The organism is Thermomonas brevis (assembly GCF_014395425.1).
Taxonomy (GTDB): domain Bacteria; phylum Pseudomonadota; class Gammaproteobacteria; order Xanthomonadales; family Xanthomonadaceae; genus Thermomonas; species Thermomonas brevis.
Window position 1 is genome coordinate 1,060,487 of sequence record NZ_CP060711.1, and the last position, 24,363, is coordinate 1,084,849.

Sequence of the window (24,363 nt, forward strand, 5' to 3'; positions counted from 1 at the left end):
AAGCCGACGCTGCTTCGCGGCGCGGCTTAATTCAGGCGTTAGGCAGCACATCCGAGTACATCGATGGCCAAGAAGAAGACAGCCAAGATCCCTAGCACCGCGACTCAAGCAGCCGCTTTGCTTGTCAAGTCTAAGAAGGGATTCATTGTTCCGACACCCGCCCAGAAGAAGCGCATACTTGTTGCTCTAGCCAAGGCCGGAAAAGTTGTTTACGGTCGCGCCTACGACATCATTAAGATCAAGGGAAAGCCCATAAATCTTAACGATTCTTATGATGTGGAAAGGAACATCAAGCGGATCATGATTTATGAAATCAAGTCCACTAGGCGTGATCTCGGACCAAATTTTCAAAAGTACTTCTTCGCTTTAACGACTGCCGAGCTACTTGTCGCTCAGAGCCTCAAAGAGCAATTCAAGTTTGTCTTCGTCAATATTAAGCGCCGGCATATCCTTGAGCAGACTCTAAAACAAGTCTTTCAGCGCGCCACAGGCATCTATCCTTCGTGGAGCATCAGTTTCTAGGGCTGCTGCCTAACAATTCATTCAAGCCGACGCCGCTTCGCGGCGCGGCTTAATTCAGGCGTTAGGGCGCACACCGAACCTTATGGCAACCAATCAACAGCTTGAACTCGCCGGAAAGAAATACGGCGAATGCGCTAAGCAACTGACCTCGAAATCAGAAAACCCTAACGAACCGACAGCGACAGAGTCGGAGCTCCTGATTGCTTTTGGAATTGCGTCGGACTGGACACGCAGAGCTGCCGCGCTAGACATTGATTACAGTAGCCGCTTAATGCGCAGGGCAAAGAAAACGCCCAGCGTCTCAGAGATGGTCAGATTTGGGCTTGCTTGGTCTGGAATGAATGCTCTGTTCTCACGCAATTCCATCTTCGACCTTCTAGCTATTCGTGCGCCAAAATCTGAACTCGACCGGTTTAAAGCACTAGTTGCTATATCCCTTAGTTCCCCAACCCAGCTAGACAGTGCGGCACCGCAACAAGTGCGCCCTAACAATTCATTCAAGCCGACGCCGCTTCGCGGCGCGGCTTAATTCAGGCGTTAGGCAGAGCCATGCAAAATCTTCGCAATTGCTAAAGCTCGTCCGCGCGTTCATCGCTTCTCACCTCACCGCAACCAGTCATGGCCACATGCTCCGCGCAGCCTCAGAGCGGCTGCACTCCGCCTGTGGGACGGCTTCTCGCAAACAGCCCGCAACGTGTGCGGCGTTACCTGCCACCTTTCACGCTTGGTCGCTTCGGGACAATTCGTATAGCCCGCCTTCATCTCAGGCACGCGCAGTGCCATGCTCTGTCGGATATCACGGTGGTTGCGGCCAAAAGCCCGGATGGTCTCTGCCTAACAGTTCGTTCAAGCCGAGACCGTTTTGTGGCCACGACGTGGCATCGTATAGTGAGCCATCGTCGCGGCCAGAAAACGGTCCGACTTAACTCAGGCGTTAGGTGCGCAACGGGCATGCCAAGCAACCCCTACTCTGCCGTAATCGGTCGCCATTTCGAGATCGCGCTTTGTTCAACTGGCGCAGCACTGTTTTTGTACTTGGCAACTTGTTGCATCTCATCAGGACGAGCATCTGGCCTTGGGCGCTACAGCAGAATCGCGGGACAGTTCTACACTGCTGCAGACAATCCATCACAATTCTGGCTCATCGTTATATTTCACATAGTCGCGGGTGCGTTGTTCGCACTGTTTGCTTGGCGCGCATACCGCAGGTAGCGCACCTAACAATTCATTCAAGCCGACGCCGCTTCGCGGCGCGGCTTAATTCAGGCGTTAGGCACAGAGGAAGGGGTCACCTCTACCAATGACCTCAAACCGGGGACAAGGAAATGAATAAGATTGCTTTGTTTGCTTTACTTCTCTCTGCTTCAACAGCATCGCAAGCCGGTTCGGTCGAAGATCTTAGTGCTGTTTTAAATGGTCGCATTGGCTCCTCTTCCGAGGATAGAAGGCACGACGTAAATCAAGACATAGGAATTACCAAAATAAGAATTGGATGCAAAGGAGACACCCTTGAATCCAATGTCCAGATTACTGGCGTCTCTGGAAAATTGGAGGGCGATACTGCGGTTATGTCTGTCACCTACTCTGGCTCTTACACTCGCCAAGGTTGGGATATTCCATGCCAAAAAATTTCGTCTAACCTAGGCGGCGTTGAAAATAGAAATGTGAGCGGAACGTATCAATTCCGTGTTACTGGAAAAGCATTCCAGAAGCCAACAATTACGTGGGGCTCAGGATCTGGATTTGGCGAAGTTGCTGACGCAGGGCATGATTCAAACGTATTTGCAGTACGTGCAGTTCAGAATGCAATTGCAAGCGCATTCTAGGTATTCGCCTAACAATTCATTCAAGCCGAGCCCGCCTCGCGGGCCGGCTTAATTCAGGCGTTAGACCGCACAAGCATGACCGCCACCGACCGCATCGCATGGATCTTTCTAGCAATATGGTTCTGGGACAAGAATCCAGTTGATCGACAAGAGGTCGTACATTCCGCGGATGCCATTCACCAAGTGGAACCTCTTGAGAGTGACATAGACATGGCTGTCTGCTTTCTGACACAACATGACCTTCTTGAAGCCAACGGCGACCTCTTCAGCATCACAGAATCGGGGCAAGTTATGATAGGTGCAGCCAACACAGGGGCTGGCAATATTTACGACACCTTGAGATCGCTGACAGAGAGCATCACCTCGCTGGATGCCGTCTAACAATTCGTTCAAGCCGACGCCACTTCGTGGTGCGGCTTAACTCAGGCGTTAGGGCCCATATGAAGAATCCTGAAATCTCGATCTGTAATTCGCTTGATGATGTTCGATCAAATATTGATCGCATCGACCGTCAGATTGTCGCCCTCTTGGCCGAGCGTGGCGGCTACGTCAAGCAAGCCGCCAAGTTCAAGAAATCCACAGATGATGTTCGTGCACCTCAGCGCGTGGAGCAGGTAATAAGCAAGGTCGTAGCACTGGCCGGAGAGCTAAGCGCTAATACAGACATTACGGAGCAGGTGTACCGGGCAATGATCTCTGGCTTCATCAATGCGGAACTTGCTGAGCATGCCGCACTTCAGAATACCGTGGGTGGGCCCTAACAATTCATTCAAGCCGACGCCACTTCGTGGCGCGGCTTAATTCCGATGTTAGCCACTATGAAGAGTACCAAGTCATCGGAGTACGAGAGCCTAGTCAATCTGCTCATGAGCGATCTTTGCGGAACAACCCCCGGCACATCTGTTCGCGGCGGTGGCTCCAACTTAATCAGTGGCGCCTCGGGGCACAACCACCAGATCGACGTCTCAATTCACTCGCCAGGCGAACTCGTACTGATAGAGTGCAAGCATGTTGGTAAAAACCTACAGCCGCATCACGTTCTAACTCATGCTGCTAGACTACTGGACATTCGAGCGGCGCACCCAAACCTCTCGGTTAGCGCCTCTGTCGTCTCAATCAAGTCCGGATCTATCGGCGCCAAGCGGATTGCGGACTATTTCGGGCTAGAAATGGATCTCGCCCTCAGTCTTGAAGACTACTGTGTGACCATCAAGGAAAGGCACCATGTTGGCACTGTCATTCGAGCACATGCCGCTGACAGCGCAGATGCAGAGATAAGGCGCCGCGGCTAACAATTCGTTCAAGCCGATGCCGCTCCGCAGCATGGCTTAACTCAGGCGTTAGCTGCTTTCCAAACAATATCGCTAGGGGGCTGATTGCATGGACATCACGCGCAATGGAGCTGAACGGAATCGCGGCACTACGACCATCGTTTCCGGGCTTTCTTTCAAGACCACTGGCAAGCACAGTTTCATGGATCGCCTTCTAGTTGGCGCCTTCACTCTAGGTGGGTTTTACGTCGGCTCACGCTATTTCTTTGAGAACCCCAGACTGGGCGTCCCTCCACTTGTCGCGGGCAATGAGTTGGGCCTGCTTGTTGCGGTCATGTTTCCGACACGCAAGATCTAACAGTTCATTCAAGCCGACGCCGCTTCGCGGCGCAGCTCAATTCAGGTATTCGGACGCAAAGGAAGCCTATGCGACGCGGTGTCATGGCCATTACAAGCAGCCTGCTCTTGGTTTCACAGCATGCTTCGGCTTCAGATTTCGGCACCGGATTCCTGGTCGCAACGCATGGGAGTTCTTGCAATCGCAATCTGGCCGCTAGCCTTGCCTTTGTTCTACCTTCGCGGAGTCAACAAGAAGCTCAGGCTGTACCTTGCTCTGGCGCTGACAACATTTGGGTTCTTGGCCTTGCTGAGCTTGCCGTTTCAGCTATTTGACCTGATCGGCATGCGATCGATGCTTGATGGTGCTGTCAGCCTAAAGAGCACCCCAGGCATAGGCCTCCTCTACTTGACGCATCCATTGGCGTTTGGAGCAAGCTTGTGGGCTCTACCAAAAGTCAAGCGACTGTTGACCAACACTCCGTCGACGCCATAACGGTTCATTCAAGCCCAGGCCGCTTCCCGCTGCAGCTTAATCAGGTATTGAGGCGGTGCGAGAGAATTACAGCAATTCAAATTCGACTTTCTGACAGCGAGGCTTTCTTGGCAACCCGTTACATTTGACTCGCCATCCGCAAGCCAAGCTGATCACTCGTCCGAACTTCCTGCTCGCGAGCGACCCGACATGGGCGCGACGGCAAATTTCTACGCCGTGTTTGAAGCCCATTACTCAGTTGCCGCTGCACTCTCATCCATCCTGACCATCATCGCACATGTCATAGATCCGGACAGTTTCCGACCTTCGGTAATCCAGCCTCTTCAGATCAAGCATTCACCGGCACCATGACCGACCACCGCGTCAAATTCGACTTCATCGTCCACTTCACCAACGGCGGCAGCCTGTCCGCGCAGGATTTCCGGTTGGACATCCCGGGCAGCGACATCGCCGACGACCAGTTGGCCGCCTATCTGATCCAGGACATGCGCCTGCTGATGGCGGGACGGGTGGAGATCGCCAACAAGCAGATCCTGCGCGAGCCGCACAAACGCGCGGCGATCTCCATCGAAGGGTTGCCTCAGGCCACGATCGATCTTTCCGGCAGTGGCCCCGATGCCGGCCTGTCGGCGGCGGAGCTGCTAGCGCGGGCAAGCCGGCAACCACTGCGCGTGGTGGCGCCGGATGGAGAAAGCTACACGGTGGCAAGATTGGCGACCTGACCTTTCTTCGGAGCAGCCATGAAGCGCGTGACCGGCATCGGCGGAATCTTCTTCAGCGCAAAAGACCCCGCGGCGCTGCGCGCTTGGTACCAGGCGCATCTGGGGATCGACGTGCAGGTGTGGGGCGGCGCGGCGTTCCGCTGGGTCGACGATGCCGATGTTCCCACCGGCGGCACCACGGTGTGGTCGATCGGCGACGGCGGGAACTTCGCGCCTGGCAAGGCGTTCATGGTCAATTACCGCGTGGCGGATCTGGACGCGCTGCTGGCGAAGCTTCGCGAGGAAGGCTGCGAGGTGCTGGACGAATCCCACGATTCCGAATACGGGAAGTTCGGCTGGGTCGTCGATCCGGAAGGCAATAAGGTGGAGCTGTGGCAGCCGCCGGAAGGCCAGTGAGGAGCGCGCCATGGCGACCGATCGCGACTTCATCGACTACGTGGCGGAACAACTCGCGCTGGGCGAGCGCCTGACCCACAAGAAGATGTTCGGCGAATACGCGCTGTACGTGGACGAGAAGGTGGTCGCCTTCGCCTGCGACAACAGCCTGTTCGTCAAGCCGTCCGCGGCGGCGGCGGAACTCGCGCCCGACCTGCCGCAGCGCCCGCCCTATCCCGGCGCCAAGGACTATCCGGTCGCCGACGAATTGCTGGACGACGCCGACAATCTGCGCCGGCTGATCCTGGAAACCGCCGCCCTCATGCCCATGCCGAAACCGCGCGCGCCGCGCAAGCCGAAGGCCGCGCCGGCGCGACGCCGCTGAGAAGCGGCGCGATCAGTCGACGCGGCGGATGCCGGCGCCCAGCGCGGACAGCTTGGCCTCGATGTTCTCGTAGCCGCGATCCAGGTGGTAGATGCGGTCGATGGTGGTTTCGCCCTCGGCCACCAGGCCGGCGAGGATCAGCGAGGCCGAGGCGCGCAGGTCGGTCGCCATCACCGGCGCGCCGCTGAGCTTGGCGGCGCCGCGCACCACCGCGGTATGCCCGTCGACGCGGATGTCCGCGCCGAGGCGCAGCAGTTCGTTGACGTGCATGAAGCGGTTTTCGAAGATCGTTTCGTTGATCACGCCCACGCCGTCGGCCGCGCAGTCCAGCGCCATGAACTGCGCCTGCATGTCGGTGGGGAACGCCGGGTGCGGGGCGGTGGTGAGGTTGACCGCGCGCGGGCGCTTGCCGTGCATGTCGAGGGTGATGCGGTCGCCGTCGATGGCAATGTCCGCGCCGGCTTCGCGCAGCTTGTCCAGCACCGCGTCCAGCGTATCCGGGCGCGTGTGGGTGGCGGTGACGCGGCCGCCGGTCATCGCCGCGGCGACCAGGAAGGTGCCGGTTTCGATGCGGTCGGCGATCACCGCGTGCTCGCAGCCGCCAAGCTTCTCCACGCCCTCGACGACGATGCGAGGCGTGCCGGCACCGCTGATCTTCGCGCCCATCGCGTTGAGGCAGTCGGCCAGATCGACGATCTCCGGCTCCATCGCGGCGTTTTCCAGCACGGTGGTGCCGTCCGCCAGCGCGGCGGCCATCAGCACGTTCTCGGTGGCGCCGACGCTGACCAGCTCGAACACGTGCCGCGCGCCCTTCAGCCGGCCGGCGCTGCGCGCGTGGATGAAGCCGCGATCCACCGTGATTTCCGCACCCAGCGCCTGCAGACCCTTGATGTGCAGGTCGACCGGGCGCGAACCGATGGCGCAGCCGCCGGGCAGCGAGACTTCGGCGTCGCCGAACTTCGCCAGCAGCGGCCCCAGCACCAGCACCGAGGCGCGCATGGTCTTGACCAGTTCGTAGGGCGCGACGTGGCTGTTCACGCTGCGCGGATCGACGGTCATCGCGTCGCCCTCGTGGACGACGCCCGCGCCGAGGCCGGCCAGCAGCTTGGCCGTGGTCAGCACGTCGTGCAGGCGCGGCACGTTGGTGATCCGCACCGGCGCGTCGGCCAGCAGGGTGGCGCACAGGATCGGCAGCACCGCGTTCTTGGCGCCGGAAATGCGGACTTCGCCGTGCAGGCGCGCGCCGCCGGTGACGATGATCTTCTGCATCAGGCGGCCGCCTCCTCGGGCGTCAGGGTGCGCAATTGCAGGGCGTGGATCTCGCCGCCCATGCGTTCGCCCAGGGTCGCGTAGACCATGCGGTGGCGGGCCAGCGGCAGCTTGCCGGCGAACGCGGCGCAGACCACGGTGGCTTCGAAATGCACGCCGTCCTCGCCGTTCACGTCGGCGCGTGCGCCGGGCAGGCCGGCTTCGATCAATTGGCGGATGGCGTCGGCATTCATGGCTGGGCAGGGAGACTCGCGTAAACTGAACGGCCCAGTTTAGCGGAATCCCGCCGAGCCTCCGCCATGTCCGCCCGCCCCGACAGCTTCGATTTCGCCGCCAGCGGCCGCCGCGTGTTCGCCATCGAGGGCGAGGCGCTGGCCGCCGTGGGCGGGCGCGTCGACGGCGCGTTCAGCGACGCCTGCCGGGCGATGCTGGCCTGCCGCGGCCGGGTGGTCTGCACCGGCATGGGCAAGTCCGGCCACGTGGCGCGCAAGATCGCCGCCACCCTCGCCTCCACCGGCACGCCGGCGTTCTACGTGCATCCGGGCGAGGCCGCGCACGGCGACCTCGGCATGGTCACCGACGCCGACGTCGTGCTGGCGCTGTCCTATTCCGGCGAGAGCGACGAGATCCTGCTGCTGCTGCCGGCGCTGAAGCGCCAGGGCAACACGGTGGTCGCGATGACCGGGCGCGAGGCGTCGACGCTGGCGCGCGAGGCCGACATCCACCTCGACGTCGGTGTGCCCGCCGAAGCCTGCCCGCTGAAGCTGGCGCCGACCTCCAGCACCACCGCCACGCTGGCGATGGGCGACGCGCTGGCGGTGGCGCTGCTGGAGGCGCGCGGCTTCACCGCCGACGACTTCGCCCGCTCGCACCCGGCCGGCGCGCTGGGCCGGCGCCTGCTGCTGCACATCACCGACGTGATGCACGTCGGCGACGAGGTACCGCGGGTCGGGCCGGAGGCCACCCTCAGCGAGGCGCTGATGGAGATGAGCCGCAAGCGGCTGGGCATGACCGCGGTGGTCGACGGCGACGGCCGCCTGCTCGGCCTGTACACCGACGGCGACCTGCGCCGCAGCCTGGACGACGCACGCGTCGACCTGCGCGCGACCCGCATCGACGCGGAGATGACCCGCACCCCGCGCACCATCGGCGCCGACGCGCTGGCGGTGGAGGCCGCGCAGCTGATGGAGGCGCACCAGATCAACGCGCTGCTGGTGCTCGACGGCGAGCGCCGCGTGGTCGGCGCGCTCAACATCCACGACCTGCTGCGCGCGCGGGTGGTGTGATGACGATGCCCGCCTTCCCCGCCGACGTGCTCGAACGCGCCGCGCGCATCCGCCTGATCGGCTTCGACGTCGACGGCACCCTGACCGACGGCGGCCTGCAGTTCGACGGCGACGGCCGCGAGCACAAGCGCTTCCACGTGCAGGACGGGCTGGGTCTGGTGCTGCTGCGCCAGGCCGGCATCGAGGTCGCGCTGGTCAGCGCGCGCCACAGCGAGGTAACGCTGGCGCGCGGGCGCGAGCTGAAGGTCGCGCGCCTGCACATCGGCGAGCGCGGCAAGCTGGACTGCATGCGCCGGATCGCCGCGGAGATGGGCATCGGCATGGACGAGGCTGCGTTCATGGGCGACGACCTGCCGGATCTCGCCACCCTGCGCGGCGTCGGCCTGGCGATCGCCCCGGCCAACGCGCATCCGTGGATCCTGCCGTCGGTGCACTGGACCACCCCGCACCGTGGTGGCGACGGCGCGGCGCGCGACGCCTGCGACCTGCTGCTGCACGCGCAGGGCCGCGTCGACGCCCTCCTCGAACACGGCGAGCATCCGTGAACTGGCGCCTGACCCTCACCGTGGTCCTGCTGCTGGGCGCGATCGCCAGCGGCTGGCAGGTCTGGCGGATGTCGCATCCGGGCGGGGACGACGTCCTGCGCACGCGCCCGGACTACGTGCTGCGCGACTACGAGATCACCTCGCTGGACAAGCAGGGCCGCGAGTCGTTCACCCTGCGCGGCCCGGTGCTGCAGCGCGATCCGGCCGACAAGACCATGACCCTCGCCACGCCCCGGTTCCAGGTGCCGGACCGCAGCGGCCGCTACTGGGACGTGCAGGCGCAGCAGGGCTTCGTCCCCGCCGACGGCAACCAGCTCGAACTGCGCGGGCAGGTCCGCGCCGACAGCCCGCCGGACGCGCCGCCGGCCACCCGCATCGAAACCGACCGGCTGACCCTGGACATGCGCGCGAACCTCGCCCGGACCACCGAGGAAGTGACCGTCACCCGCCCCGGACTTACAATGCGCGGCTTGGGACTGGAGGCGGATTTCGACCGCCAGCAGGTTTCCCTCCTTTCGCAGGTGCACACCCGTTATGTTCCGTCCCACTGACATCGCCGCCGGCACGCTGGCACTGGCACTCCTGGCCGCCTTCGGCAGCGCCGGCGCGCGCACCTCCGACCGCAGCCAGCCGATGGACATCGAGTCCGCCAGCGGCGTGTGCGAAACCGGCCAGAACGCCGTCTGCACCCTGACCGGCAAGGTGTCGATCACCCAGGGCACGCTGCGCATCCAGTCGGAGAAGGCGGTGGTCACCCAGGCGGGCGGCAACCCCAGCCGCGCCCAGCTCAGCGGCGGCGTCACCCTGCAGCAGGAAATGGACGACGGCGACCACATCGACGCGCGCTCGGCCAACGTCGACTACGACATGCGCAACGAGGTGATCGTGTTCACCGGCAACGTCAACATCGCCCAGCGGCGCGGCAACCTCAGCGGCGAGCGCGTGGTCTACAACCTCAAGACCGGGCAGATGGAAAGCGGCGGCAACGGCGGCCGGGTCAAGATGCGGATCCTGCCGAAGGACGCGCAGGGCGGCGGCCAGAGCGGCGGCAAGGGCTCGCCCTGATGCTGGTCGCCGAGGGGCTGCGCAAACGCTACCGCGCGCGCGAGGTCGTGCGCGACTTCGGGCTGACCCTGAAGCCCGGCGAAGTGGTCGGCCTGCTCGGCCCGAACGGCGCCGGCAAGACCACCTGCTTCTACATGATCGTGGGCCTGGTGCCCGCCGACGCCGGCCGCATCCTGCTGGACGGCAAGGACATCACCGACCAGCCGATGTACGCGCGCGCGCGCCTCGGCCTGGGCTACCTGCCGCAGGAGCCGTCGGTGTTCCGCAAGCTCAGCGTGGCCGACAACCTCCGGCTGGTGCTGGAGCTGCGTCCGGATCTGGATGAGGACGGCCGCGAGCACGAATTGAACGCGCTGCTGGACGAACTGCAGATCGGTCACGTCACCGAGCAGCTCGGCGCCAGCCTGTCCGGCGGCGAGCGGCGGCGCGTGGAGATCGCCCGCGCGCTGGCCGGCAAACCGCGCATGATCCTGCTGGACGAGCCCTTCGCCGGCGTCGATCCGATTTCGGTGAACGAGATCCAGCGCATCGTCCGCCACCTCAAGCAGCGCGGCATCGGCGTGCTGATCACCGACCACAACGTGCGCGAAACGCTGGGCATCTGCGACCGCGCCTACATCCTTGCCGAAGGCGGCGTGCTGGCGCAGGGTTCGCCCGCCGAGCTGCTGGAGAACCCGGACGTGCGCCGGGTCTACCTGGGCGACAGCTTCCGGCTGTAACGCGGCGTTCCTTGCGTCCCCCGCCCGCTGCCGGTGGCAGGCGGCATCGCGACGCCGGAAACAACGCGCTCCGAACATTCTTTTCGCATCGCGGGCGCTATGCTGCGGGCGAATGAAGCAACGCCTGTCCGCCGCGACGCAGCAGCACCTGGTCCTGACCCCGCAACTGCGTCAGGCGATCCGCCTGCTCCAGCTGTCCGCGACCGAACTGGAAGCCGAGGTGGCCGAGGCGGTGGCCAACAACCCGCTGCTGGACTGGCAGGAAGCAGGCGCCGAACCCGCACCATCGCCGCAGGGCGAAGCGGACAACGGAACCGTCGCGGAAGCCGCGCCCGAGCCGGAACCGCCGTGGGAGCACGACGCCGAGCCGTGGCAGGAATCCCCCGGCGCGTACCACGGCGACCACGGCGAGACCGACCATCCGAGCGCCGAGGAAACCCTGCAGGATCATCTGCTGTGGCAATTGCACCTGGGCCATTTCAGCCCGCGCGACACCCGCATCGGCATCGCCCTGATCGACGCCATCGACGACGACGGCTACCTGCGCGAGGACCTCGCCGCGCTGGCCGCCAGCCTGCGCCCCGACCTCGAGACGACGCCGGACGAGATGCTGCCGGTGCTGCACCGCATCCAGCAGTTCGATCCGATCGGCGTGGGTGCGTGCGACCTGGGCGAATGCCTGCGCCTGCAGCTGCGCGCCTTGCCGGAGGACACGCCGGGCCGGGAAGCCGCCTTCGCGATCGCGGCGGGGCCGTTGCAGCAGCTGCCGAAGATCGGCATCGGCGGTGTCTGCACGGCGCTCGGCTGCGCCGCGCCCGAGGCGGAAACCGCGGTGCAGCTGCTGCGCACGCTGGACCCGCGCCCCGGCGCCCAGCACGGCGCGCTGCCCGCCGGCACCTACGTCAGCCCCGACTGCGTGATCTGGCGTCAACACGGCCTGTGGCGGGCGGCGCTGGCGGCCGGCGCGCTGCCGCGCGTCGCCATCCAGCGCGACTACCAGCAGATGATCCGCCACGCCAGCGCGGACGATGCCGACTACCTGCGCGGCCACCTGCAGGAAGCCCGCTGGCTGCTGAAGGGGCTGGAATCGCGCGCCGACACCCTGCTCCGGGTGGTGCGCTGCTTGGTGCGCGAGCAGGCCGCGTTCCTGGAGTTCGGCCCGCAGGCGCTGCGCCCGCTGACCCTGCGCAGCGTGGCGGCGGAGCTGGGCCTGCACGAGTCCACCGTGTCGCGCGTGATCGCCCGCAAATACGTGCGCACCCCGCGCGGCACCATGCCGCTGCGCGACTTCTTCGCTTCCGGCATCGACACCTTTGATGGCGGCAGCGCGTCCAGCACCGCCATCCAGGACCGCATCCGCCAGCTGGTGGCCGGCGAGAACCCGCGCAAGCCCTTGTCGGATGCGCGGCTTGCCGATACGTTGAAGGTGGAAGGCGTGCCGGTGGCGAGGCGGACGGTGGCGAAATACCGCGAAGCCCTGCAGATCCCGGCGTCGCACGAACGCGTGCGCATCGGCTGAGCCGGTGCGCGCCCCCGCCGCGGGCACCCCGTCCGCGGCCCATTGCAGAAGGAGGTCAAGATGCAGATCGAAACCTACGGCCAGCAGATGGAGGTCACGCCCGCCCTGCGCAGCTACGTGGAAAACCGCTGCGAGCGCCTCGGCCGGCACTTCGAGGGCGACTGCGCGATCCGCGTCCAGCTCGGGCTGGAAAAGCCCGCGCACAAGGCCGAAGCCACGGCCACGCTGGCCGGCCGCACCCTGCACGCGGACGCCTCCGGCGCGGACATGTACGCGGCCATCGACCTGCTGGTGGACAAGCTCGACCGCCTGCTGGTGAAGCACAAGGAAAAGCAGATGGAGCAGCGCCGCAGCGAAGGCCTGGCCAAGAGCAGCGCCTTCGATTGAAAGTCTCCCGATGACATTCCTCCAACCGGTCGCCGCCCCGTGAGCGCGGCCCGCATCACCGCCGCCGAACTGTTCGCCAACCAGCAGGAACGGCTGGCGCTGCGCTGGCTGGCCGGGCAGGAATCCGGCGGCCAGCGCGTGCTGGAAGCGGTGGACACGGTGGCCCGCCGGCCTTCGCTGGCGGGCTACCTCAACGCCATCTATCCCAATCGCGTGCAGATCCTCGGCACCGAGGAACTGGAATGGCTGGACGGGCTGGACGCCCGCCAGCGCTGGGAGACCATCCACAAGATCATCGACTTCCGCCCGCTGGCGCTGGTCATCAGCAAGAACCAGTCCTGCCCGGAAGACCTGCGCATCGCCGCCGAGGAATCCGACACGCCGCTGTGGGTGTCGCCGCGCCGCGGCCACGAACTGCTCAACCACCTCCAGTACATGCTGGCGCGCACGCTGGCGCCGCGGGTCACGCTGCACGGCGTGTTCATGGAGATCTATTCGATCGGGGTGCTGATCACCGGCGAATCCGGCTCCGGCAAGAGCGAACTGGCGCTGGAGCTGGTGACCCGCGGCCACCGGCTGGTCGCCGACGACGCGCCGGAGTTCACCCAGATCGCGCCCGACGTGCTCGACGGCGCCTGCCCCGAACTGCTGCAGGACATGCTGGAGCTGCGCGGCCTCGGCGTGCTCAACATCCGGCAGATGTTCGGCGACACCGCGGTCAAGCGGAACAAGTACCTGCGCCTGATCGTGCACCTCAGCCGGCCGTCGCTGGAACCCAGCCCGAGCGGGATGGAGCGGCTGACCGGCGACCTCGGCATCCGCCGCGTACTCGACCTCGACGTGCCGATGATCACCATCCCGGTGATGGCCGGCCGCAACCTGGCCGTGCTCACCGAGGCCGCCACCCGCATGCACATCCTGCGCAGCAAGGGCATCGACCCGGCCGCCGCGTTCATGGCCCGCCACAGCCACTTCCTGGAGCACGCCGCGCAATGAGCACCGGGGACACGCCGACCATGCTGATCGTCAGCGGCATGTCCGGCTCGGGCAAGTCGGGCGCGCTGCACACGCTGGAGGACCTCGGCTACTACTGCGTGGACAACCTGCCGGCAGAGCTGCTGCCGGAGTTCGTGCGCATGCTGCAGGCCAGCGAATCGGCACCGTCGAAGGTCGCGGTGGTCATCGACGCGCGCAGCCTCGGCGATCTGGCGGAAGTGCCGACCGCGCTGTCGCAGGTCGGCGCGCTCGGCGCCAATCCGCGCCTGCTGTACCTGGAAGCGCGCGACGACGTGATTCTGCGCCGCTACGCCGACACCCGCCGCCGGCATCCGCTCAGCCATCTCGGGCTGGTGCTGGCCGACGCGATCTCGCTGGACCGGCAGGCGCTCAAGCCGCTGCGGCAGATCGCCGACATCCGCATCGACACCAGCGAACTCAACGTCCACCAGATGCGCCGGCGCGTGCTGGAGGAATTCGGCCTGTCCGGCACCGGGCTGTCGCTGCTGTTCCAGTCCTTCGCCTATCGCCACGGCGTGCCGCCCGACGCCGACTTCGTGTTCGACGCGCGGGTGCTGCCCAACCCGCACTGGGATGCGCGCCTGCGGCCGCTGTCCGGGCGCGACGCCGAGGTGCGCGAACACCTCGACGCGGAACCCGACGTGGTCGCCTACGTCGCCCAGGTGCAGGGCTTCCTCGACACCTGGCTGCCCAGGCTGCGCTCGGAAACCCGCAGCTACGTCACCGTCGCCTTCGGCTGCAGCGGCGGCCGCCACCGCTCGGTGTACCTGGCCGAACGGCTGGCCCGGCACTGCCGCGACACCGGCTGGGCGGAAGTGGCCGTGCACCACCGCGAGCTGGACTGATCTGGCCCCCTCCCCCTGCGCTGCGCGCAAGGGGAGATTGGGAGGGGGTGCGTTTGCTCTGGCGCTCGTTCGCCCCTCCCCTGCTGCGCAAGGAAGGAAGCAAAACGCTTTCGCGGCGTCGCCCGCGTCTGCTAATTTTGCGCAATGTCCGTCGGCATCCTCCTCGTCACCCATGAAGGCTTCGGCAGCGCGCTGCTGGCGGTCGCCACGCGCCTGCTGCGCAACCTGCCGCTTTCTTGCGAGGCGTTCGAGGTGCCGTTCGACGGCGACCCGGACGCGCTGCTGCCGCAGGCCAGCGCCGCGATGCGCCGGGTCGACGGTGGCCACGGCGTGCTGGTGCTGACCGACCTGTACGGCGCCACCCCCGCCAATATCGCCGCGCGGCTGGCGCGGATCGGCACGCCGGTGCGGCGCGTCTCCGCGCTCAGCCTGCCGATGCTGCTGCGGGTGATGAACTACGCGGAACTGGATCTGGACGATCTGCCGGCGGTCGCCGCCGCCGGTGCGCGCAACGGAGCGATCATCGATGACGCCTGACCACCCCACCACCACGAACGCATCGGGAGACGGCGCGTGATCCGGCGCGAACTCACCATCACCAACCGCCTCGGCCTGCACGCGCGCGCCACCGCCAAGCTGGTGCAGCTGCTGTCCGGCTTCCGCTGCCAGGCCACGCTGGAGGCGCGCGGGCGCGAGGTCAACGCCAAGAGCATCATGGGCGTGATGCTGCTGGCCGCCGGTCCCGGCGCCGAGGTGGTGCTGCGCGTCGACGGCGAGGACGAGCAGGCCGCCGCCGAGGCCGTGGCCGCGCTGTTCGAACGCCGCTTCGACGAGGACGGCTGATGCGCCAGCTCCTGTCCGGCAATGCCGCCGCGCGCGGCAGCGCGCTTGGACGGGCCCGCGTGCGCCTGCCGCACGCGCTGGACATCGAGGAAGCGCGGATCGGCGCGGAGGACGTCGAGGCCGAACTGGCCCGCTTCCACGAAGCCGTGGACACCGTGCGCGCGGAAATGCGCGAGCTGCGCGAGCGCCTGCACGGCGCGCTGGCGCACGAAATCGGCGAATTCCTCGACCTCCACGCGCTGCTGCTGGACGACCCCGAGCTGCTGTCCGGCATCGACGCGCTGGTCCGCACCGGCCTGTATACGGCCGACTATGCCCTGCGCCTGCAGCGCAACCGCATCGCCGCCGTGTTCGAAGGCATGGACGATGCCTACCTGCGCAGCCGCATCGACGACATCGACCAGGTGATCGGCCGCCTGCATGCCGCCCTGCACAGCCACAAGGCCGCATTGCAGGGCGTGTCCGGCGAGATCCTGGTCACCGACAGCGTCGCGCCCGCCGAACTGGCGCAGCTGCAGGCGCAGGGCGTGGTCGGGGTGATCACCGCCGGCGGCAGCCCGCTCTCGCACAGCGCGATCCTCGCCCGCAGCCTGCACCTGCCCCTGGTGGTCGGCGCGGCGCAGGCGCTGCTGAAGGTCAACGACGGCGACGTGCTGGCGATCGACGGCGGCACCGGCCTGGTGGTGCTGGAGCCGGACGCCGCCGACCTGCGCGAACACCACCAGCGCGTCGCGGTGGCGCGCCGCGAGCAGCGCCAGCTCAACCGCCTGCGGCGCGAACCGACCCGCACTCTCGACGGCACCGACGTCAAGCTGTGGGCGAACGCGGAATCGCGCGACGACGTGACCGAGGCGCACGCGCTGGGCGCGGCCGGCGTCGGCCTGTACCGCACCGAGTTCCTGTTCCTGGGCAGCAGCGAGCTGCCGGACGAGGACACCCAGTTCCACGCCTACCGCGACGCGGTGCTGGCGATGACCGGGCGCACCGTCACCATCCGCACCCTCGACCTCGGCGCGGACAAGGCCGACAAGACCGGGCTGGCGCTGCGCGACGAACCCAATCCGGCGCTCGGCCTACGCGGCGTGCGCCTGTCGCTGGCCCGCGACGGCCTGCTGCGCACCCAGCTGCGCGCCATCGCCCGCGCCTCCGGCTATGGCCCGGTGCGCGTGCTGGTGCCGATGGTCAGCGGCGGCGAGGAGATGCGCGCCGTCCGCACCGCACTGGACGAGGTGCTGCGCGAGCTGCGCGCGGAAGGCCGCGAGACCGCCGCGCAGCTGCCGCTGGGCGCGATGATCGAAGTGCCCTCGGCGGCGCTGGCGCTGCCGTCCTTCATCGGCATCTGCGATTTCCTGTCGGTCGGCACCAACGACCTGGTGCAATACCTGCTCGCCGCCGACCGCACCAACGAGGCGCTGGGCGGCCTGTATTCGCCGCTGCACCCGGCGGTGCTGCGCGTGCTGCGCGACGTGGTGCGGATCGGCCAGCGCCGCGGCCGGCCGGTCACCGTCTGCGGCGAGATCGCCGCCGATCCGGCCTTCACCCCGCTGCTGCTGGCGCTGGGGCTGACCGAACTGAGCCTGCATCCGGCCACGCTGCTGGAAGTGCGCCGCACGATCCGCGCCAGCGACCTCGAACGCCTGCGCGCCTCCGCGCCCGCCCTGCTGCGCGCGCGCAACCGCGCCGGCATCGAAGCCTGGTTGACGGCCCAGGCATCACGCACGCATTGAGCGCACGGCGCACGGCGGTTTCTGCCACACTGGGGCCACACCATACCTGCACCGCACGATGGCCCAGACCTCCGTCAATCTGGCCGGCATGCGCCCGCTCAGGCAAGGCGACCTGCAAGTGGGCAAACCGCTCGCCTGCGCGATCTACGACCGACACGGCATCCTGCTGCTGCAGCGCGGCGGCGTCGTCGAGAACGAAAACCAGCTGGAGACCCTGCTGGAACGCGACTGCCTGATCGCCAGCGCGTGCGCCGCCGGCGGCAACGACGCGCAGGCGGACGCGCCCGCGCCTTGCGCGCCGCCCACGCCCTTCGAAGCGATGGACCAGTTGCAGCGCGACGTCGGCCAAATGCACCGGCGCCTGCTCGCCGGCAGCGCTAGCGGCATCGGCAAGCAGGTGGCGCAGATGGCCGCCAGCATCGACGACGCCCTCGCCCGCGACACCGACGCGGCGCTGGCCTCGATGCAGTTGCAGCTCGACCCGAACGACCACGCCGCGCGCCAGGCCCACGCCGCCATCATCTGCGTCTTCGCCGCGCGCACCCTGCATCTCGACGCCGACGCCCTGACCGCGCTGACCGGAGCGGCGCTGACCTACGATGTCGCACTGGGCCCGCTGGCCACCCAGCTCAACAGCCAGAGCGAACGCCTCAGCGCCGACCAGCTAGACCAGGTGCGCGCGCATCCGGAGGCGAGCCGGCGGATGCTGGAAGCCGCCAGCGTCGACGATCCGCTGTGGCTGGAGGCCGTGCTGCACCACCACGAACGCCTCGACGGCTCCGGCTATCCGCACGGCCTGCGCGGCGACGGCATTCCACACCTGGCCCGGCTGCTGGGCATCGTCGACATCTACACGGCGATGCTGCGCCCGCGCACCTACCGCGACGCCGTTCCCGCGCGCATGGCGCTGCGCAACATCTTCCTGGAGCGCGGCAAGCAGGTCGACGAAGCGCTGGCGACATTGCTCATCAAGGAACTGGGCGTGTATCCGCCGGGCACGCTGGTGCGGCTGGCCAACGACGAAATCGGCGTCGTCCTCCACCGCGGCGGCGATGCCGCTCATCCGCAGGTATCGCGGCTGATGACGGCGGAAGGCTACCGGGCCAGCGTCGCCGTGGTGCGCGACACCCACGCGGCGGAATTCCAGATCGTCGACTCGGTGCCGCACGGCCGCTATCCCGGCCTGTTGCCGAACATCGCGGCGCTGTGGAACTGAAGAGGCGCGCGCGAAGCACGCGGGAAGCCCTCGTTTCTTCCCGCCACTCGGGGGATAATGCGCGGACTATGAACGCCTGATTCCGCCGCGGCTTGCAGGGCATCCGTCGATGCCCGTGGACGCGGCTCCCCTCGCCCACCGGACGCCGCGCATGGCCGAACCCATCCGCCACGACAAGACCGCGCGCCAGCTGCGCCTGCTCAGCGACGCGCTGGACAGCGGCCGGCTGGGCCCGGTGCGGCGGCTGGTCAACACGCTCTCGCCCGCCGAGATCGGCAACCTGCTGGAATCGCTGCCGCCGGGCAAGCGCACCGTGGTCTGGGGCTTGGTCGATCCGGAGGACGACGGCGAGGTGCTGGTCCACGTCGGCGACGAGGTGCGCGAAGGCCTGATCGCGGACATGGACCAGGACGAACTGGTCGCCGCCGCCTCCGACCTCGACATCGACGACCTCGCCGACCTGGTCGAGGACCTGCCGGACACGGTGATCGACGAAGTCCTGAAGTCGATGGATCGCGAGAACCGCGAGCGCCTGGAGCAGGTGCTGTCCTACGATGAGGACAGCGCCGGCCGCCTGATGAACCCCGACGTGGTGACGGTGCGCGCCGACACCACCATCGACGTGGTGCTGCGCTACCTGCGCCTGCGCGGCGAACTGCCCGACCACACCGACCACCTGTACGTGGTCAGCAAGCGCCACCAGTATCTCGGCCGGATCGCGCTGCAGGCGCTGCTGACCCACGAGGCCGGCACGCCGATCAACCAGCTGCTGGACGACGAGCAGCCGGCCATCGACGTCAACGAAACTTCGAACGAAGTGGCCCGCCAGTTCTCCGACCACGACTGGATCAGCGCGCCGGTGGTGGACGAGAACAACATCCTGCTCGGCCGCATCACCATCGACGACGTGGTCGACATCATCCGCGAGCAGGCCGAGCACCAAGTGCTGTCCGCCGCCGGCCTGGACGAGGACGAGGACCTGTTCAGCCCCGTCTGGCGCGCGATGCGCCGCCGGCTGGTGTGGCTGTCGATCAACCTGTGCACCGCCTTTCTCGCCGCCAGCGTGGTCGGCCAGTTCGAGGGCACCATCAACCAGCTGGTGGCATTGGCGGTGCTGATGCCGATCGTCGCCGGCATGGGCGGCAACGCCGGCACGCAGGTATTGGCGCTGATGGTGCGCGGCCTGGCGCTGGGCCAGGTGGGCGCCTCCAACATCAAGCCGCTGCTGTGGAAGGAATCGCGCGTGGCCCTGCTCAACGGGCTGGTGCTGGGCACGGTGCTGGGCCTGATCGTGCTGCTGTGGTTCCACAGCATCGGCCTGTCGCTGGTGATCTTCGTCGCGCTGACCTGCAACCTGCTGTTCGCCGCGTTGGCCGGCGTGACGGTGCCGGTGATGATCAAGCGCGCCGGCTACGACCCCGCCCTCGCCAGCAGCATCTTCCTCACCACCGTCACCGACGTGATGGGCTTCTTCACCTTCCTCGGGCTGGCGACGCTGGTGTTGTTGCGCTGAGGGCGCTCGTTCTCCCGCGCAATCGGGTCATGTCAGGCACATGGGGCCTGGCGAAGATAGAAGACGCGATTGCACAGCATTGGCAGATGGCAAAGCGACAGCAGATCGATCGCCATCCACCGCGGGTTTCCGCACTCAAGCTCGATAGAGGCCAGACCGGCAGGCACTCGGAAGCGTCGGCTCCCTATTGCTCCCTGCATCGAAACACGCACCTCCGCCGTATCGTCTGACACCGTGGCACTGAACCGTTCGCTGACCCGAACCTTCCCGACCGGCTGACCGTCAACAAGCACGTCGAGCGGCACCAACTGCCCGATATGACCAGAATGTCGATAAAGGCGAAGTTCCACGGCATCCACCATCCAAGCAAGCCCACGACACAAGGCGGTGTCGGCTTGGACTGTCAGGGACTCGAACGCCTGTTGCTAATGCGTTCAATGAATGTCCCAAGGCATCCCAATGCAATGTATAGCGGCAGGATTGCTGCAACTGAAATTGATGGCCCAGGAATCAGAAGCAACGGAGCCATGACGAGTATCGCGCCAATGGTGGTCGCGGCAGCTCCGTGAATGTAGTGGCGAGGTGGCGCGTAATGCGATGCCATGGAGCCCGTAGCGATCGGGATTAGAGCTGCCAGGGCAATAAAGGACTGGGGCGCAAGGACATTGCCGAGAAAAGCAATGGCTGCGACGCCAAGAACGAAGGTCAGAACTCCATAACCGATGGCCTTGAGATCGAGGTCTAGCCGCATGGGTGCGTAACACCTGGATTGAATCGAATCAGACGCATCGTTTGTGTTGAACCGAGCGCCTGGAAGTTGGAAGCAACGCTCACGTTCACGTGAGCGAAGAATCGTCAGACGTTGTGTGACTCGACGACCACTGCCGTCCCGTAGCACAGCACTTCCGTAAGGCCCGCCATCAGCTCGGTCGCGTCGTAGCGGACGGCGACGATGGCGTTGGCGCCCAGGGCGCGGGCGTGCCGCACCATGTCGCGGTAGGTCTCGTCGCGCGCCTGCTCGCAGAGTTCCGTGTAGATCGTGATGTTGCCGCCGAACAGCGACTGCAATCCGCCGAAGAAGTTGCCGACGATGGAGCGCGAGCGGACGGTGATGCCGCGCACGAGGCCGAGGTTGCGGACGATGCGGTAGCCGGGAAGCTCCTGGGCCGTCGTCACCATGGCGTCGTTGAGCACCGCGACGGCGGGCTGGACGTAGCCGGAGTTGTAGGGATCGGTCATCGCGTTCTCCCGGGAGCTGTTCCCGACACTCTACTCAACCCAGCAGCGCTTCCAGCGCCGCCATCCGCACCGCCACGCCGTTGGCGACCTGCGCCAGCACGCGCGACTGCGGGCCGTCGGCGACATCGTCGGCGATCTCGACGCCGCGGTTCATCGGCCCCGGATGCATGACGATGGCGTCCGGCGCGGCGCGGCGCAGGCGCGCGGCGGTCAGGCCGTAGTTGCGGTGGTAGTCGTCCAGCGATTCGACCAGCCCCTCGACCATGCGCTCGCGCTGCAGGCGCAGCATCATCGCCGCATCCACGCCGTCCAGCGCCGCGTCGAAGTCGTGAGTGACGGTGCAGCCGGCCAGGGTGCCGTCGTCCGGCAACAGCGCCGCCGGGCCGCACACTCGGATCTCGCCGCAGCCGAGCTTGCGCAGGGCGTGCAGGTCGCTGCGGGCGACGCGCGAATGCTTTACGTCGCCGACGATCGCCACCTTCAGCTTCGAGAAATCGTCGCCCTTCGCCTGCCGCAGCGTGAGCATGTCCAGCAGGCCCTGGGTGGGGTGGTGGCTGCGGCCGTCGCCGGCGTTCAGCACCGCCACGCCGGGGTTCGCCGCCTCGGCCAGCGCGGCCACCGCGCCGTCGCCCTTGTGGCGCACCACGAAGCCGCGCACGCCCATCGCCTGGATGGTGCGGAAGGTGTCGAGGTCGGTTTCGCCCTTGGTGGCCGACGAGGTGGAGGCGTCGAAGTTGAGGATGTGCGCGCCCAGCCGCTGCGCCGCCAGCTGGAAGCTCAGACGGGTGCGGGTGGACGGCTCGAAGAACAGCGTGCACACCGCCGCGCCGGCCAGCGCGGACGGCGCCTGCGCGCCCTCGGCGAACGCCTGCGCGCGGCGCAACAGCGCGTCCAGCCGCTCGGCCGGCAGGCGCTCCAGGTCCAGCAGGTGGCGAAGGCGGCCGTCGGCGTCGATGTGCGGATTCATGTGGGTGCGGATGCGGAAAGTGAGGGAAGAAAGGAATCAGTCCACCGGCTGCGCGTCGCGCGGCGAGGACAGCCAGCGCTCGACGATGACCGCCGCCGCCACCGCGTCCAGCACCTCGGCGTCGCGGCGCTTGCGGCGGCCTTCGGCGCGCGCGTCGGCGAAGCGGCGCGCCGCCTCCTGCGAGCTGTTGCGCTCGTCGATCATCGCCACCGGCAGCCGGGTGCGCAGGCGCAGTTCGGCGGCGAAGGCGCGTGCGGCCTTGCGGATCGGCTGGTCGCCGCCGTCGAGGGTCATCGGATCGCCGACGACCAAGCCATCGGGCCGCCACTCGCGCAGCAGGCGTTCGGCGTGCGCCCAGTCCGGACCGGCGGCGTGCACGTCGATCACCGCCACCGCGCGGGCGCTGCCGGTCATCGCATTGCCCACCGCCACGCCGATCCGGCGCATGCCGACGTCGAAGCCCAGCACGGTGCCGTCGGCGCGGATCTGCGGCGCGGCGTCTTCGCTCATGCGTGGCCGCTGTGGCTGGCGTGGTTGAGCAGGTCGATGCCGATGCCGCCGGCCGCCGCCTGCCAGCGCTGCGCCAGCGGCAGCTGGAACAGCACGTCGCCGCGATTGGGCGCCAGCAGCCAGCTGTCGTCCACCAGCTCCAGTTCCAATTGCCCCGCGCCCCAGCCCGCGCAGCCCAGCGCCACCAGCGCCTGCTTCGGGCCGTCGCCGCGCGCCATCGCCTCCAGCACGTCGCGCGAGGTGGTCAGGAACAGGCCGTCGGCGACGGTCAGGCTGGAATCCCAGCTGCGCTCGTCGTCGTGCAGCACGAAGCCGCGCTCCGGATGCACCGGGCCGCCGGACAGCACGATCTGCGATTGCAGCGCCTCGTCGTCGCTGGCGATGCCCATCTGCTGCAGCACTTCGCCGATCGTGTATTCGGAGGCGCGGTTGACCATCAGCCCCATCGCCCCGTCGCCGTCGTGCTGGCAGATCAGGGTGACGCTGCGCTCGAAGTAGGGGTCGCGCAGCGACGGCAGCGCGATCAGCAGGTGGTTGCCGAAGCGTTGGCCGTGCTCATCCATGCCGCGCATTCTAAGGCAAGGCGAGGCCGGTCCAGCGTGATGCCGTCGCGCACGACGGCGCTCAGCGCGCCTCGGCGACTTCCACCCCGTCCAGCCCCTGAGCCAGCGTGCGGGCGTCGCCGCCTTGCGCCAGCTTGATGCGCAGGCGCACCTCGTTGGCGGAGTCGGCGTAGCGCAGCGCGTCCTCGTAGCTGATCTCGCCGGCCTGGTAGAGCTCGAACAGGCTCTGATCGAAGGTCTTCATGCCCAGCTGCACGGACTCCTTCATCACTTCCTTGAGCTTGTGGATCTCGCCGTCGCGGATGTAGTCCTGCACCAGCGGCGTGCCCAGCAGGATTTCCATCGCCACCCGGCGGGCCTTGCCATCCGGCGTGGGGATCAGCTGCTGCGCGACCACGCCCTTGAGGTTCAGCGACAGGTCCATCAGCAGCTGGTCGCGGCGATCCTCGGGGAAGAAGTTGATGATGCGGTCCATCGCCTGGTTGGCGTTGTTCGCGTGCAGCGTGCACAGCACCAGGTGGCCGGTTTCGGCGAAGGCGATGGCGTGGTCCATGCCCTCGCGGGTGCGCACCTCGCCGATCATGATCACGTCCGGCGCCTGGCGCAGGGTGTTCTTCAGCGCGTTCTCCCAGCTGTCGGTGTCGATGCCGACCTCGCGCTGGGTGATGATGCAGCCGTCGTGCTTGTGCACGAATTCGATCGGGTCCTCGATGGTGATGATGTGACCGGTCGAATTGGCGTTGCGGTAGCCGATCATCGACGCCAGCGACGTCGACTTGCCCGTACCGGTGGCGCCGACGAAGATGATGATGCCGCGCTTGGTCATCGCCAGCGTCTTGATGATCGGCGGCAGGTTCAGTTCTTCGACGGTCGGGATGCGCGTCTCGATCCGGCGCAGCACCATGCCCACCTGGTTGCGCTGGTAGAAGCAGCTCACTCGGAAGCGGCCCACGCCGGCGACGCCGATGGCGAAGTTGCACTCGTGGGTCTTCTCGAACTCCTCGCGCTGCGAGGGCGTCATCACGTTCAGCACCAAGTCGCGCGACTGCTGCGGCGTGAGCGGGTTCTGTGTGATCGGGCTGAGCTTGCCGTGCACCTTCATCGACGGCGGCATGCCGGCGGTGATGAACAGGTCCGACGCCTTCTGGTGCGCCATCAGCTTGAGGAACGAGGTGAAGTCGATGCTGCTCATCCGGGATG

Annotated in this window: 31 protein-coding genes; 23 read left to right on the forward strand and 8 right to left on the reverse strand. The window is 66.6% G+C overall.

The features are described 5' to 3' along the window. Window positions 1-63: 63 nt before the first annotated feature. The 9 genes from H9L17_RS04970 (at window position 64) to H9L17_RS05010 (ending at window position 5,933) form a co-directional block, all read left to right on the forward strand. Entirely contained in the window at window positions 64-522 is a 459-nt protein-coding gene (locus H9L17_RS04970; RefSeq protein ID WP_187571238.1) for a hypothetical protein, read from the forward strand. Between the two features lie 82 nt (window positions 523-604). Continuing rightward, window positions 605-1,051, forward strand: a complete 447-nt coding sequence (locus H9L17_RS04975) for a hypothetical protein (RefSeq protein WP_187571239.1) — start codon at window positions 605-607, stop codon at window positions 1,049-1,051. A gap of 796 nt (window positions 1,052-1,847) precedes the next feature. Then, window positions 1,848-2,348 carry a hypothetical protein gene (locus H9L17_RS04980; RefSeq protein WP_187571240.1) on the forward strand — a complete coding sequence of 167 codons (501 nt, stop codon included), beginning with the start codon at window positions 1,848-1,850 and terminating at the stop codon, window positions 2,346-2,348. A 75-nt stretch (window positions 2,349-2,423) separates the two neighbouring features. Beyond that, the gene (locus H9L17_RS04985; RefSeq protein WP_187571241.1) at window positions 2,424-2,729 is read left to right on the forward strand and encodes a hypothetical protein; all 306 of its coding nucleotides are present in this window, start codon (window positions 2,424-2,426) and stop codon (window positions 2,727-2,729) included. Window positions 2,730-2,788: 59 nt separating this feature from the next. After that, complete coding sequence (locus tag H9L17_RS04990; protein ID WP_187571242.1) at window positions 2,789-3,109, forward strand: chorismate mutase; 321 nt, start codon at window positions 2,789-2,791, stop codon at window positions 3,107-3,109. Window positions 3,110-3,728: 619 nt separating this feature from the next. Beyond that, window positions 3,729-3,977, forward strand: a complete 249-nt coding sequence (locus H9L17_RS04995; protein WP_187571243.1) for a hypothetical protein — start codon at window positions 3,729-3,731, stop codon at window positions 3,975-3,977. Between the two features lie 821 nt (window positions 3,978-4,798). Next, on the forward strand, window positions 4,799-5,173 hold the full coding sequence (locus H9L17_RS15910) for a hypothetical protein (RefSeq protein WP_223158083.1): 375 nt from the start codon (window positions 4,799-4,801) through the stop codon (window positions 5,171-5,173). An 18-nt stretch (window positions 5,174-5,191) separates the two neighbouring features. Next, a complete protein-coding gene (locus H9L17_RS05005; protein ID WP_187571244.1) occupies window positions 5,192-5,569 on the forward strand; it encodes a VOC family protein in 378 nt (125 codons plus the stop codon). Window positions 5,570-5,579: 10 nt separating this feature from the next. Continuing rightward, window positions 5,580-5,933 carry a TfoX/Sxy family protein gene (locus tag H9L17_RS05010; RefSeq protein ID WP_187571245.1) on the forward strand — a complete coding sequence of 118 codons (354 nt, stop codon included), beginning with the start codon at window positions 5,580-5,582 and terminating at the stop codon, window positions 5,931-5,933. A 12-nt stretch (window positions 5,934-5,945) separates the two neighbouring features. On the opposite strand, the gene murA is transcribed toward H9L17_RS05010, so the two are convergent. Both murA and H9L17_RS05020 read right to left on the reverse strand, forming a co-directional pair. Then, a complete protein-coding gene (murA, locus tag H9L17_RS05015; RefSeq protein WP_187571246.1) occupies window positions 5,946-7,202 on the reverse strand; it encodes a UDP-N-acetylglucosamine 1-carboxyvinyltransferase in 1,257 nt (418 codons plus the stop codon). After that, window positions 7,202-7,435, reverse strand: coding sequence for a BolA family protein (locus tag H9L17_RS05020; RefSeq protein ID WP_187571247.1), 234 nt, complete (start codon window positions 7,433-7,435; stop codon window positions 7,202-7,204). The genes murA and H9L17_RS05020 overlap by 1 nt, the downstream gene beginning before the upstream one ends. Before the next feature lie 66 nt (window positions 7,436-7,501). On the opposite strand from H9L17_RS05020, the gene H9L17_RS05025 reads away from it, so the two are divergent. From H9L17_RS05025 to mgtE, 14 genes are all read left to right on the forward strand, one after another. Next, window positions 7,502-8,488 (forward strand): KpsF/GutQ family sugar-phosphate isomerase, encoded by a 987-nt coding sequence (locus H9L17_RS05025; protein WP_187571248.1) that lies wholly within the window; start codon window positions 7,502-7,504, stop codon window positions 8,486-8,488. Next, window positions 8,488-9,033 (forward strand): KdsC family phosphatase, encoded by a 546-nt coding sequence (locus H9L17_RS05030; RefSeq protein ID WP_187571249.1) that lies wholly within the window; start codon window positions 8,488-8,490, stop codon window positions 9,031-9,033. The genes H9L17_RS05025 and H9L17_RS05030 overlap by 1 nt, the downstream gene beginning before the upstream one ends. Continuing rightward, a complete protein-coding gene (gene lptC, locus H9L17_RS05035; RefSeq protein ID WP_187571250.1) occupies window positions 9,030-9,584 on the forward strand; it encodes an LPS export ABC transporter periplasmic protein LptC in 555 nt (184 codons plus the stop codon). The genes H9L17_RS05030 and lptC overlap by 4 nt, the downstream gene beginning before the upstream one ends. Further along, window positions 9,568-10,098, forward strand: a complete 531-nt coding sequence (gene lptA, locus H9L17_RS05040) for a lipopolysaccharide transport periplasmic protein LptA (protein ID WP_187571251.1) — start codon at window positions 9,568-9,570, stop codon at window positions 10,096-10,098. Before lptC ends, lptA begins: the two co-directional genes overlap by 17 nt. After that, window positions 10,098-10,817, forward strand: coding sequence for an LPS export ABC transporter ATP-binding protein (lptB, locus tag H9L17_RS05045; protein WP_187571252.1), 720 nt, complete (start codon window positions 10,098-10,100; stop codon window positions 10,815-10,817). Before lptA ends, lptB begins: the two co-directional genes overlap by 1 nt. A 112-nt stretch (window positions 10,818-10,929) precedes the next feature. Further along, window positions 10,930-12,336, forward strand: a complete 1,407-nt coding sequence (locus H9L17_RS05050) for an RNA polymerase factor sigma-54 (protein WP_187571253.1) — start codon at window positions 10,930-10,932, stop codon at window positions 12,334-12,336. Between the two features lie 60 nt (window positions 12,337-12,396). Further along, window positions 12,397-12,723 carry a ribosome hibernation-promoting factor, HPF/YfiA family gene (hpf, locus tag H9L17_RS05055; protein WP_187571254.1) on the forward strand — a complete coding sequence of 109 codons (327 nt, stop codon included), beginning with the start codon at window positions 12,397-12,399 and terminating at the stop codon, window positions 12,721-12,723. A gap of 39 nt (window positions 12,724-12,762) precedes the next feature. Then, the gene (hprK, locus tag H9L17_RS05060; RefSeq protein ID WP_187571255.1) at window positions 12,763-13,719 is read left to right on the forward strand and encodes an HPr(Ser) kinase/phosphatase; all 957 of its coding nucleotides are present in this window, start codon (window positions 12,763-12,765) and stop codon (window positions 13,717-13,719) included. Continuing rightward, window positions 13,716-14,585, forward strand: a complete 870-nt coding sequence (gene rapZ, locus H9L17_RS05065; RefSeq protein ID WP_187571256.1) for an RNase adapter RapZ — start codon at window positions 13,716-13,718, stop codon at window positions 14,583-14,585. Before hprK ends, rapZ begins: the two co-directional genes overlap by 4 nt. A gap of 144 nt (window positions 14,586-14,729) precedes the next feature. Beyond that, the gene (locus H9L17_RS05070; RefSeq protein WP_187571257.1) at window positions 14,730-15,122 is read left to right on the forward strand and encodes a PTS sugar transporter subunit IIA; all 393 of its coding nucleotides are present in this window, start codon (window positions 14,730-14,732) and stop codon (window positions 15,120-15,122) included. 36 nt (window positions 15,123-15,158) lie between these two features. Next, a complete protein-coding gene (locus H9L17_RS05075) occupies window positions 15,159-15,428 on the forward strand; it encodes an HPr family phosphocarrier protein (RefSeq protein ID WP_187571258.1) in 270 nt (89 codons plus the stop codon). Then, window positions 15,428-17,155 carry a phosphoenolpyruvate--protein phosphotransferase gene (gene ptsP, locus H9L17_RS05080; RefSeq protein ID WP_187571259.1) on the forward strand — a complete coding sequence of 576 codons (1,728 nt, stop codon included), beginning with the start codon at window positions 15,428-15,430 and terminating at the stop codon, window positions 17,153-17,155. The genes H9L17_RS05075 and ptsP overlap by 1 nt, the downstream gene beginning before the upstream one ends. Before the next feature lie 58 nt (window positions 17,156-17,213). Continuing rightward, entirely contained in the window at window positions 17,214-18,371 is a 1,158-nt protein-coding gene (locus H9L17_RS05085; RefSeq protein ID WP_187571260.1) for an HD-GYP domain-containing protein, read from the forward strand. A gap of 151 nt (window positions 18,372-18,522) precedes the next feature. Further along, on the forward strand, window positions 18,523-19,884 hold the full coding sequence (mgtE, locus tag H9L17_RS05090) for a magnesium transporter (RefSeq protein ID WP_187571261.1): 1,362 nt from the start codon (window positions 18,523-18,525) through the stop codon (window positions 19,882-19,884). A gap of 403 nt (window positions 19,885-20,287) precedes the next feature. Here mgtE and H9L17_RS05095 read toward each other — a convergent pair whose 3' ends face one another. The 6 genes from H9L17_RS05095 to H9L17_RS05120 form a co-directional block, all read right to left on the reverse strand. Beyond that, on the reverse strand, window positions 20,288-20,635 hold the full coding sequence (locus H9L17_RS05095; RefSeq protein ID WP_187571262.1) for a hypothetical protein: 348 nt from the start codon (window positions 20,633-20,635) through the stop codon (window positions 20,288-20,290). 104 nt (window positions 20,636-20,739) lie between these two features. Beyond that, complete coding sequence (locus H9L17_RS05100; RefSeq protein WP_187571263.1) at window positions 20,740-21,123, reverse strand: YbjQ family protein; 384 nt, start codon at window positions 21,121-21,123, stop codon at window positions 20,740-20,742. 34 nt (window positions 21,124-21,157) lie between these two features. Further along, complete coding sequence (locus tag H9L17_RS05105; RefSeq protein ID WP_187571264.1) at window positions 21,158-22,090, reverse strand: aspartate carbamoyltransferase catalytic subunit; 933 nt, start codon at window positions 22,088-22,090, stop codon at window positions 21,158-21,160. 36 nt (window positions 22,091-22,126) lie between these two features. Further along, window positions 22,127-22,600, reverse strand: coding sequence for a Holliday junction resolvase RuvX (ruvX, locus tag H9L17_RS05110; RefSeq protein WP_187571265.1), 474 nt, complete (start codon window positions 22,598-22,600; stop codon window positions 22,127-22,129). Then, window positions 22,597-23,163, reverse strand: a complete 567-nt coding sequence (locus H9L17_RS05115) for a YqgE/AlgH family protein (protein ID WP_187571266.1) — start codon at window positions 23,161-23,163, stop codon at window positions 22,597-22,599. Before H9L17_RS05115 ends, ruvX begins: the two co-directional genes overlap by 4 nt. A 61-nt stretch (window positions 23,164-23,224) precedes the next feature. After that, a complete protein-coding gene (locus tag H9L17_RS05120; protein ID WP_187571267.1) occupies window positions 23,225-24,355 on the reverse strand; it encodes a PilT/PilU family type 4a pilus ATPase in 1,131 nt (376 codons plus the stop codon). Between the last annotated feature and the right edge of the window lie 8 nt (window positions 24,356-24,363).

Bases quoted from the DNA above. Each gene is read 5' to 3' on its own strand.
- H9L17_RS04995 (WP_187571243.1), top strand. From the start codon at position 3,729: ATGGACATCACGCGCAATGGAGCTGAACGGAATCGCGGCACTACGACC.
- H9L17_RS04980 (WP_187571240.1), top strand. From the start codon at position 1,848: ATGAATAAGATTGCTTTGTTTGCTTTACTTCTCTCTGCTTCAACAGCA.
- H9L17_RS05120 (WP_187571267.1), bottom strand. From the start codon at position 24,355: ATGAGCAGCATCGACTTCACCTCGTTCCTCAAGCTGATGGCGCACCAG.
- H9L17_RS04990 (WP_187571242.1), top strand. From the start codon at position 2,789: ATGAAGAATCCTGAAATCTCGATCTGTAATTCGCTTGATGATGTTCGA.
- H9L17_RS05115 (WP_187571266.1), bottom strand. From the start codon at position 23,163: ATGGATGAGCACGGCCAACGCTTCGGCAACCACCTGCTGATCGCGCTG.
- H9L17_RS04985 (WP_187571241.1), top strand. From the start codon at position 2,424: ATGACCGCCACCGACCGCATCGCATGGATCTTTCTAGCAATATGGTTC.
- lptB (WP_187571252.1), top strand. From the start codon at position 10,098: ATGCTGGTCGCCGAGGGGCTGCGCAAACGCTACCGCGCGCGCGAGGTC.
- H9L17_RS04970 (WP_187571238.1), top strand. From the start codon at position 64: ATGGCCAAGAAGAAGACAGCCAAGATCCCTAGCACCGCGACTCAAGCA.
- H9L17_RS05020 (WP_187571247.1), bottom strand. From the start codon at position 7,435: ATGAATGCCGACGCCATCCGCCAATTGATCGAAGCCGGCCTGCCCGGC.
- H9L17_RS05030 (WP_187571249.1), top strand. From the start codon at position 8,488: ATGACGATGCCCGCCTTCCCCGCCGACGTGCTCGAACGCGCCGCGCGC.
- H9L17_RS05070 (WP_187571257.1), top strand. From the start codon at position 14,730: ATGTCCGTCGGCATCCTCCTCGTCACCCATGAAGGCTTCGGCAGCGCG.
- ptsP (WP_187571259.1), top strand. From the start codon at position 15,428: ATGCGCCAGCTCCTGTCCGGCAATGCCGCCGCGCGCGGCAGCGCGCTT.
- H9L17_RS05025 (WP_187571248.1), top strand. From the start codon at position 7,502: ATGTCCGCCCGCCCCGACAGCTTCGATTTCGCCGCCAGCGGCCGCCGC.
- H9L17_RS05085 (WP_187571260.1), top strand. From the start codon at position 17,214: ATGGCCCAGACCTCCGTCAATCTGGCCGGCATGCGCCCGCTCAGGCAA.
- murA (WP_187571246.1), bottom strand. From the start codon at position 7,202: ATGCAGAAGATCATCGTCACCGGCGGCGCGCGCCTGCACGGCGAAGTC.
- rapZ (WP_187571256.1), top strand. From the start codon at position 13,716: ATGAGCACCGGGGACACGCCGACCATGCTGATCGTCAGCGGCATGTCC.
- H9L17_RS05105 (WP_187571264.1), bottom strand. From the start codon at position 22,090: ATGAATCCGCACATCGACGCCGACGGCCGCCTTCGCCACCTGCTGGAC.
- lptA (WP_187571251.1), top strand. From the start codon at position 9,568: ATGTTCCGTCCCACTGACATCGCCGCCGGCACGCTGGCACTGGCACTC.
- H9L17_RS05100 (WP_187571263.1), bottom strand. From the start codon at position 21,123: ATGACCGATCCCTACAACTCCGGCTACGTCCAGCCCGCCGTCGCGGTG.
- hpf (WP_187571254.1), top strand. From the start codon at position 12,397: ATGCAGATCGAAACCTACGGCCAGCAGATGGAGGTCACGCCCGCCCTG.
- mgtE (WP_187571261.1), top strand. From the start codon at position 18,523: ATGGCCGAACCCATCCGCCACGACAAGACCGCGCGCCAGCTGCGCCTG.
- H9L17_RS05095 (WP_187571262.1), bottom strand. From the start codon at position 20,635: ATGCGGCTAGACCTCGATCTCAAGGCCATCGGTTATGGAGTTCTGACC.
- H9L17_RS05050 (WP_187571253.1), top strand. From the start codon at position 10,930: ATGAAGCAACGCCTGTCCGCCGCGACGCAGCAGCACCTGGTCCTGACC.
- H9L17_RS15910 (WP_223158083.1), top strand. From the start codon at position 4,799: ATGACCGACCACCGCGTCAAATTCGACTTCATCGTCCACTTCACCAAC.
- H9L17_RS04975 (WP_187571239.1), top strand. From the start codon at position 605: ATGGCAACCAATCAACAGCTTGAACTCGCCGGAAAGAAATACGGCGAA.
- H9L17_RS05010 (WP_187571245.1), top strand. From the start codon at position 5,580: ATGGCGACCGATCGCGACTTCATCGACTACGTGGCGGAACAACTCGCG.
- ruvX (WP_187571265.1), bottom strand. From the start codon at position 22,600: ATGAGCGAAGACGCCGCGCCGCAGATCCGCGCCGACGGCACCGTGCTG.
- H9L17_RS05005 (WP_187571244.1), top strand. From the start codon at position 5,192: ATGAAGCGCGTGACCGGCATCGGCGGAATCTTCTTCAGCGCAAAAGAC.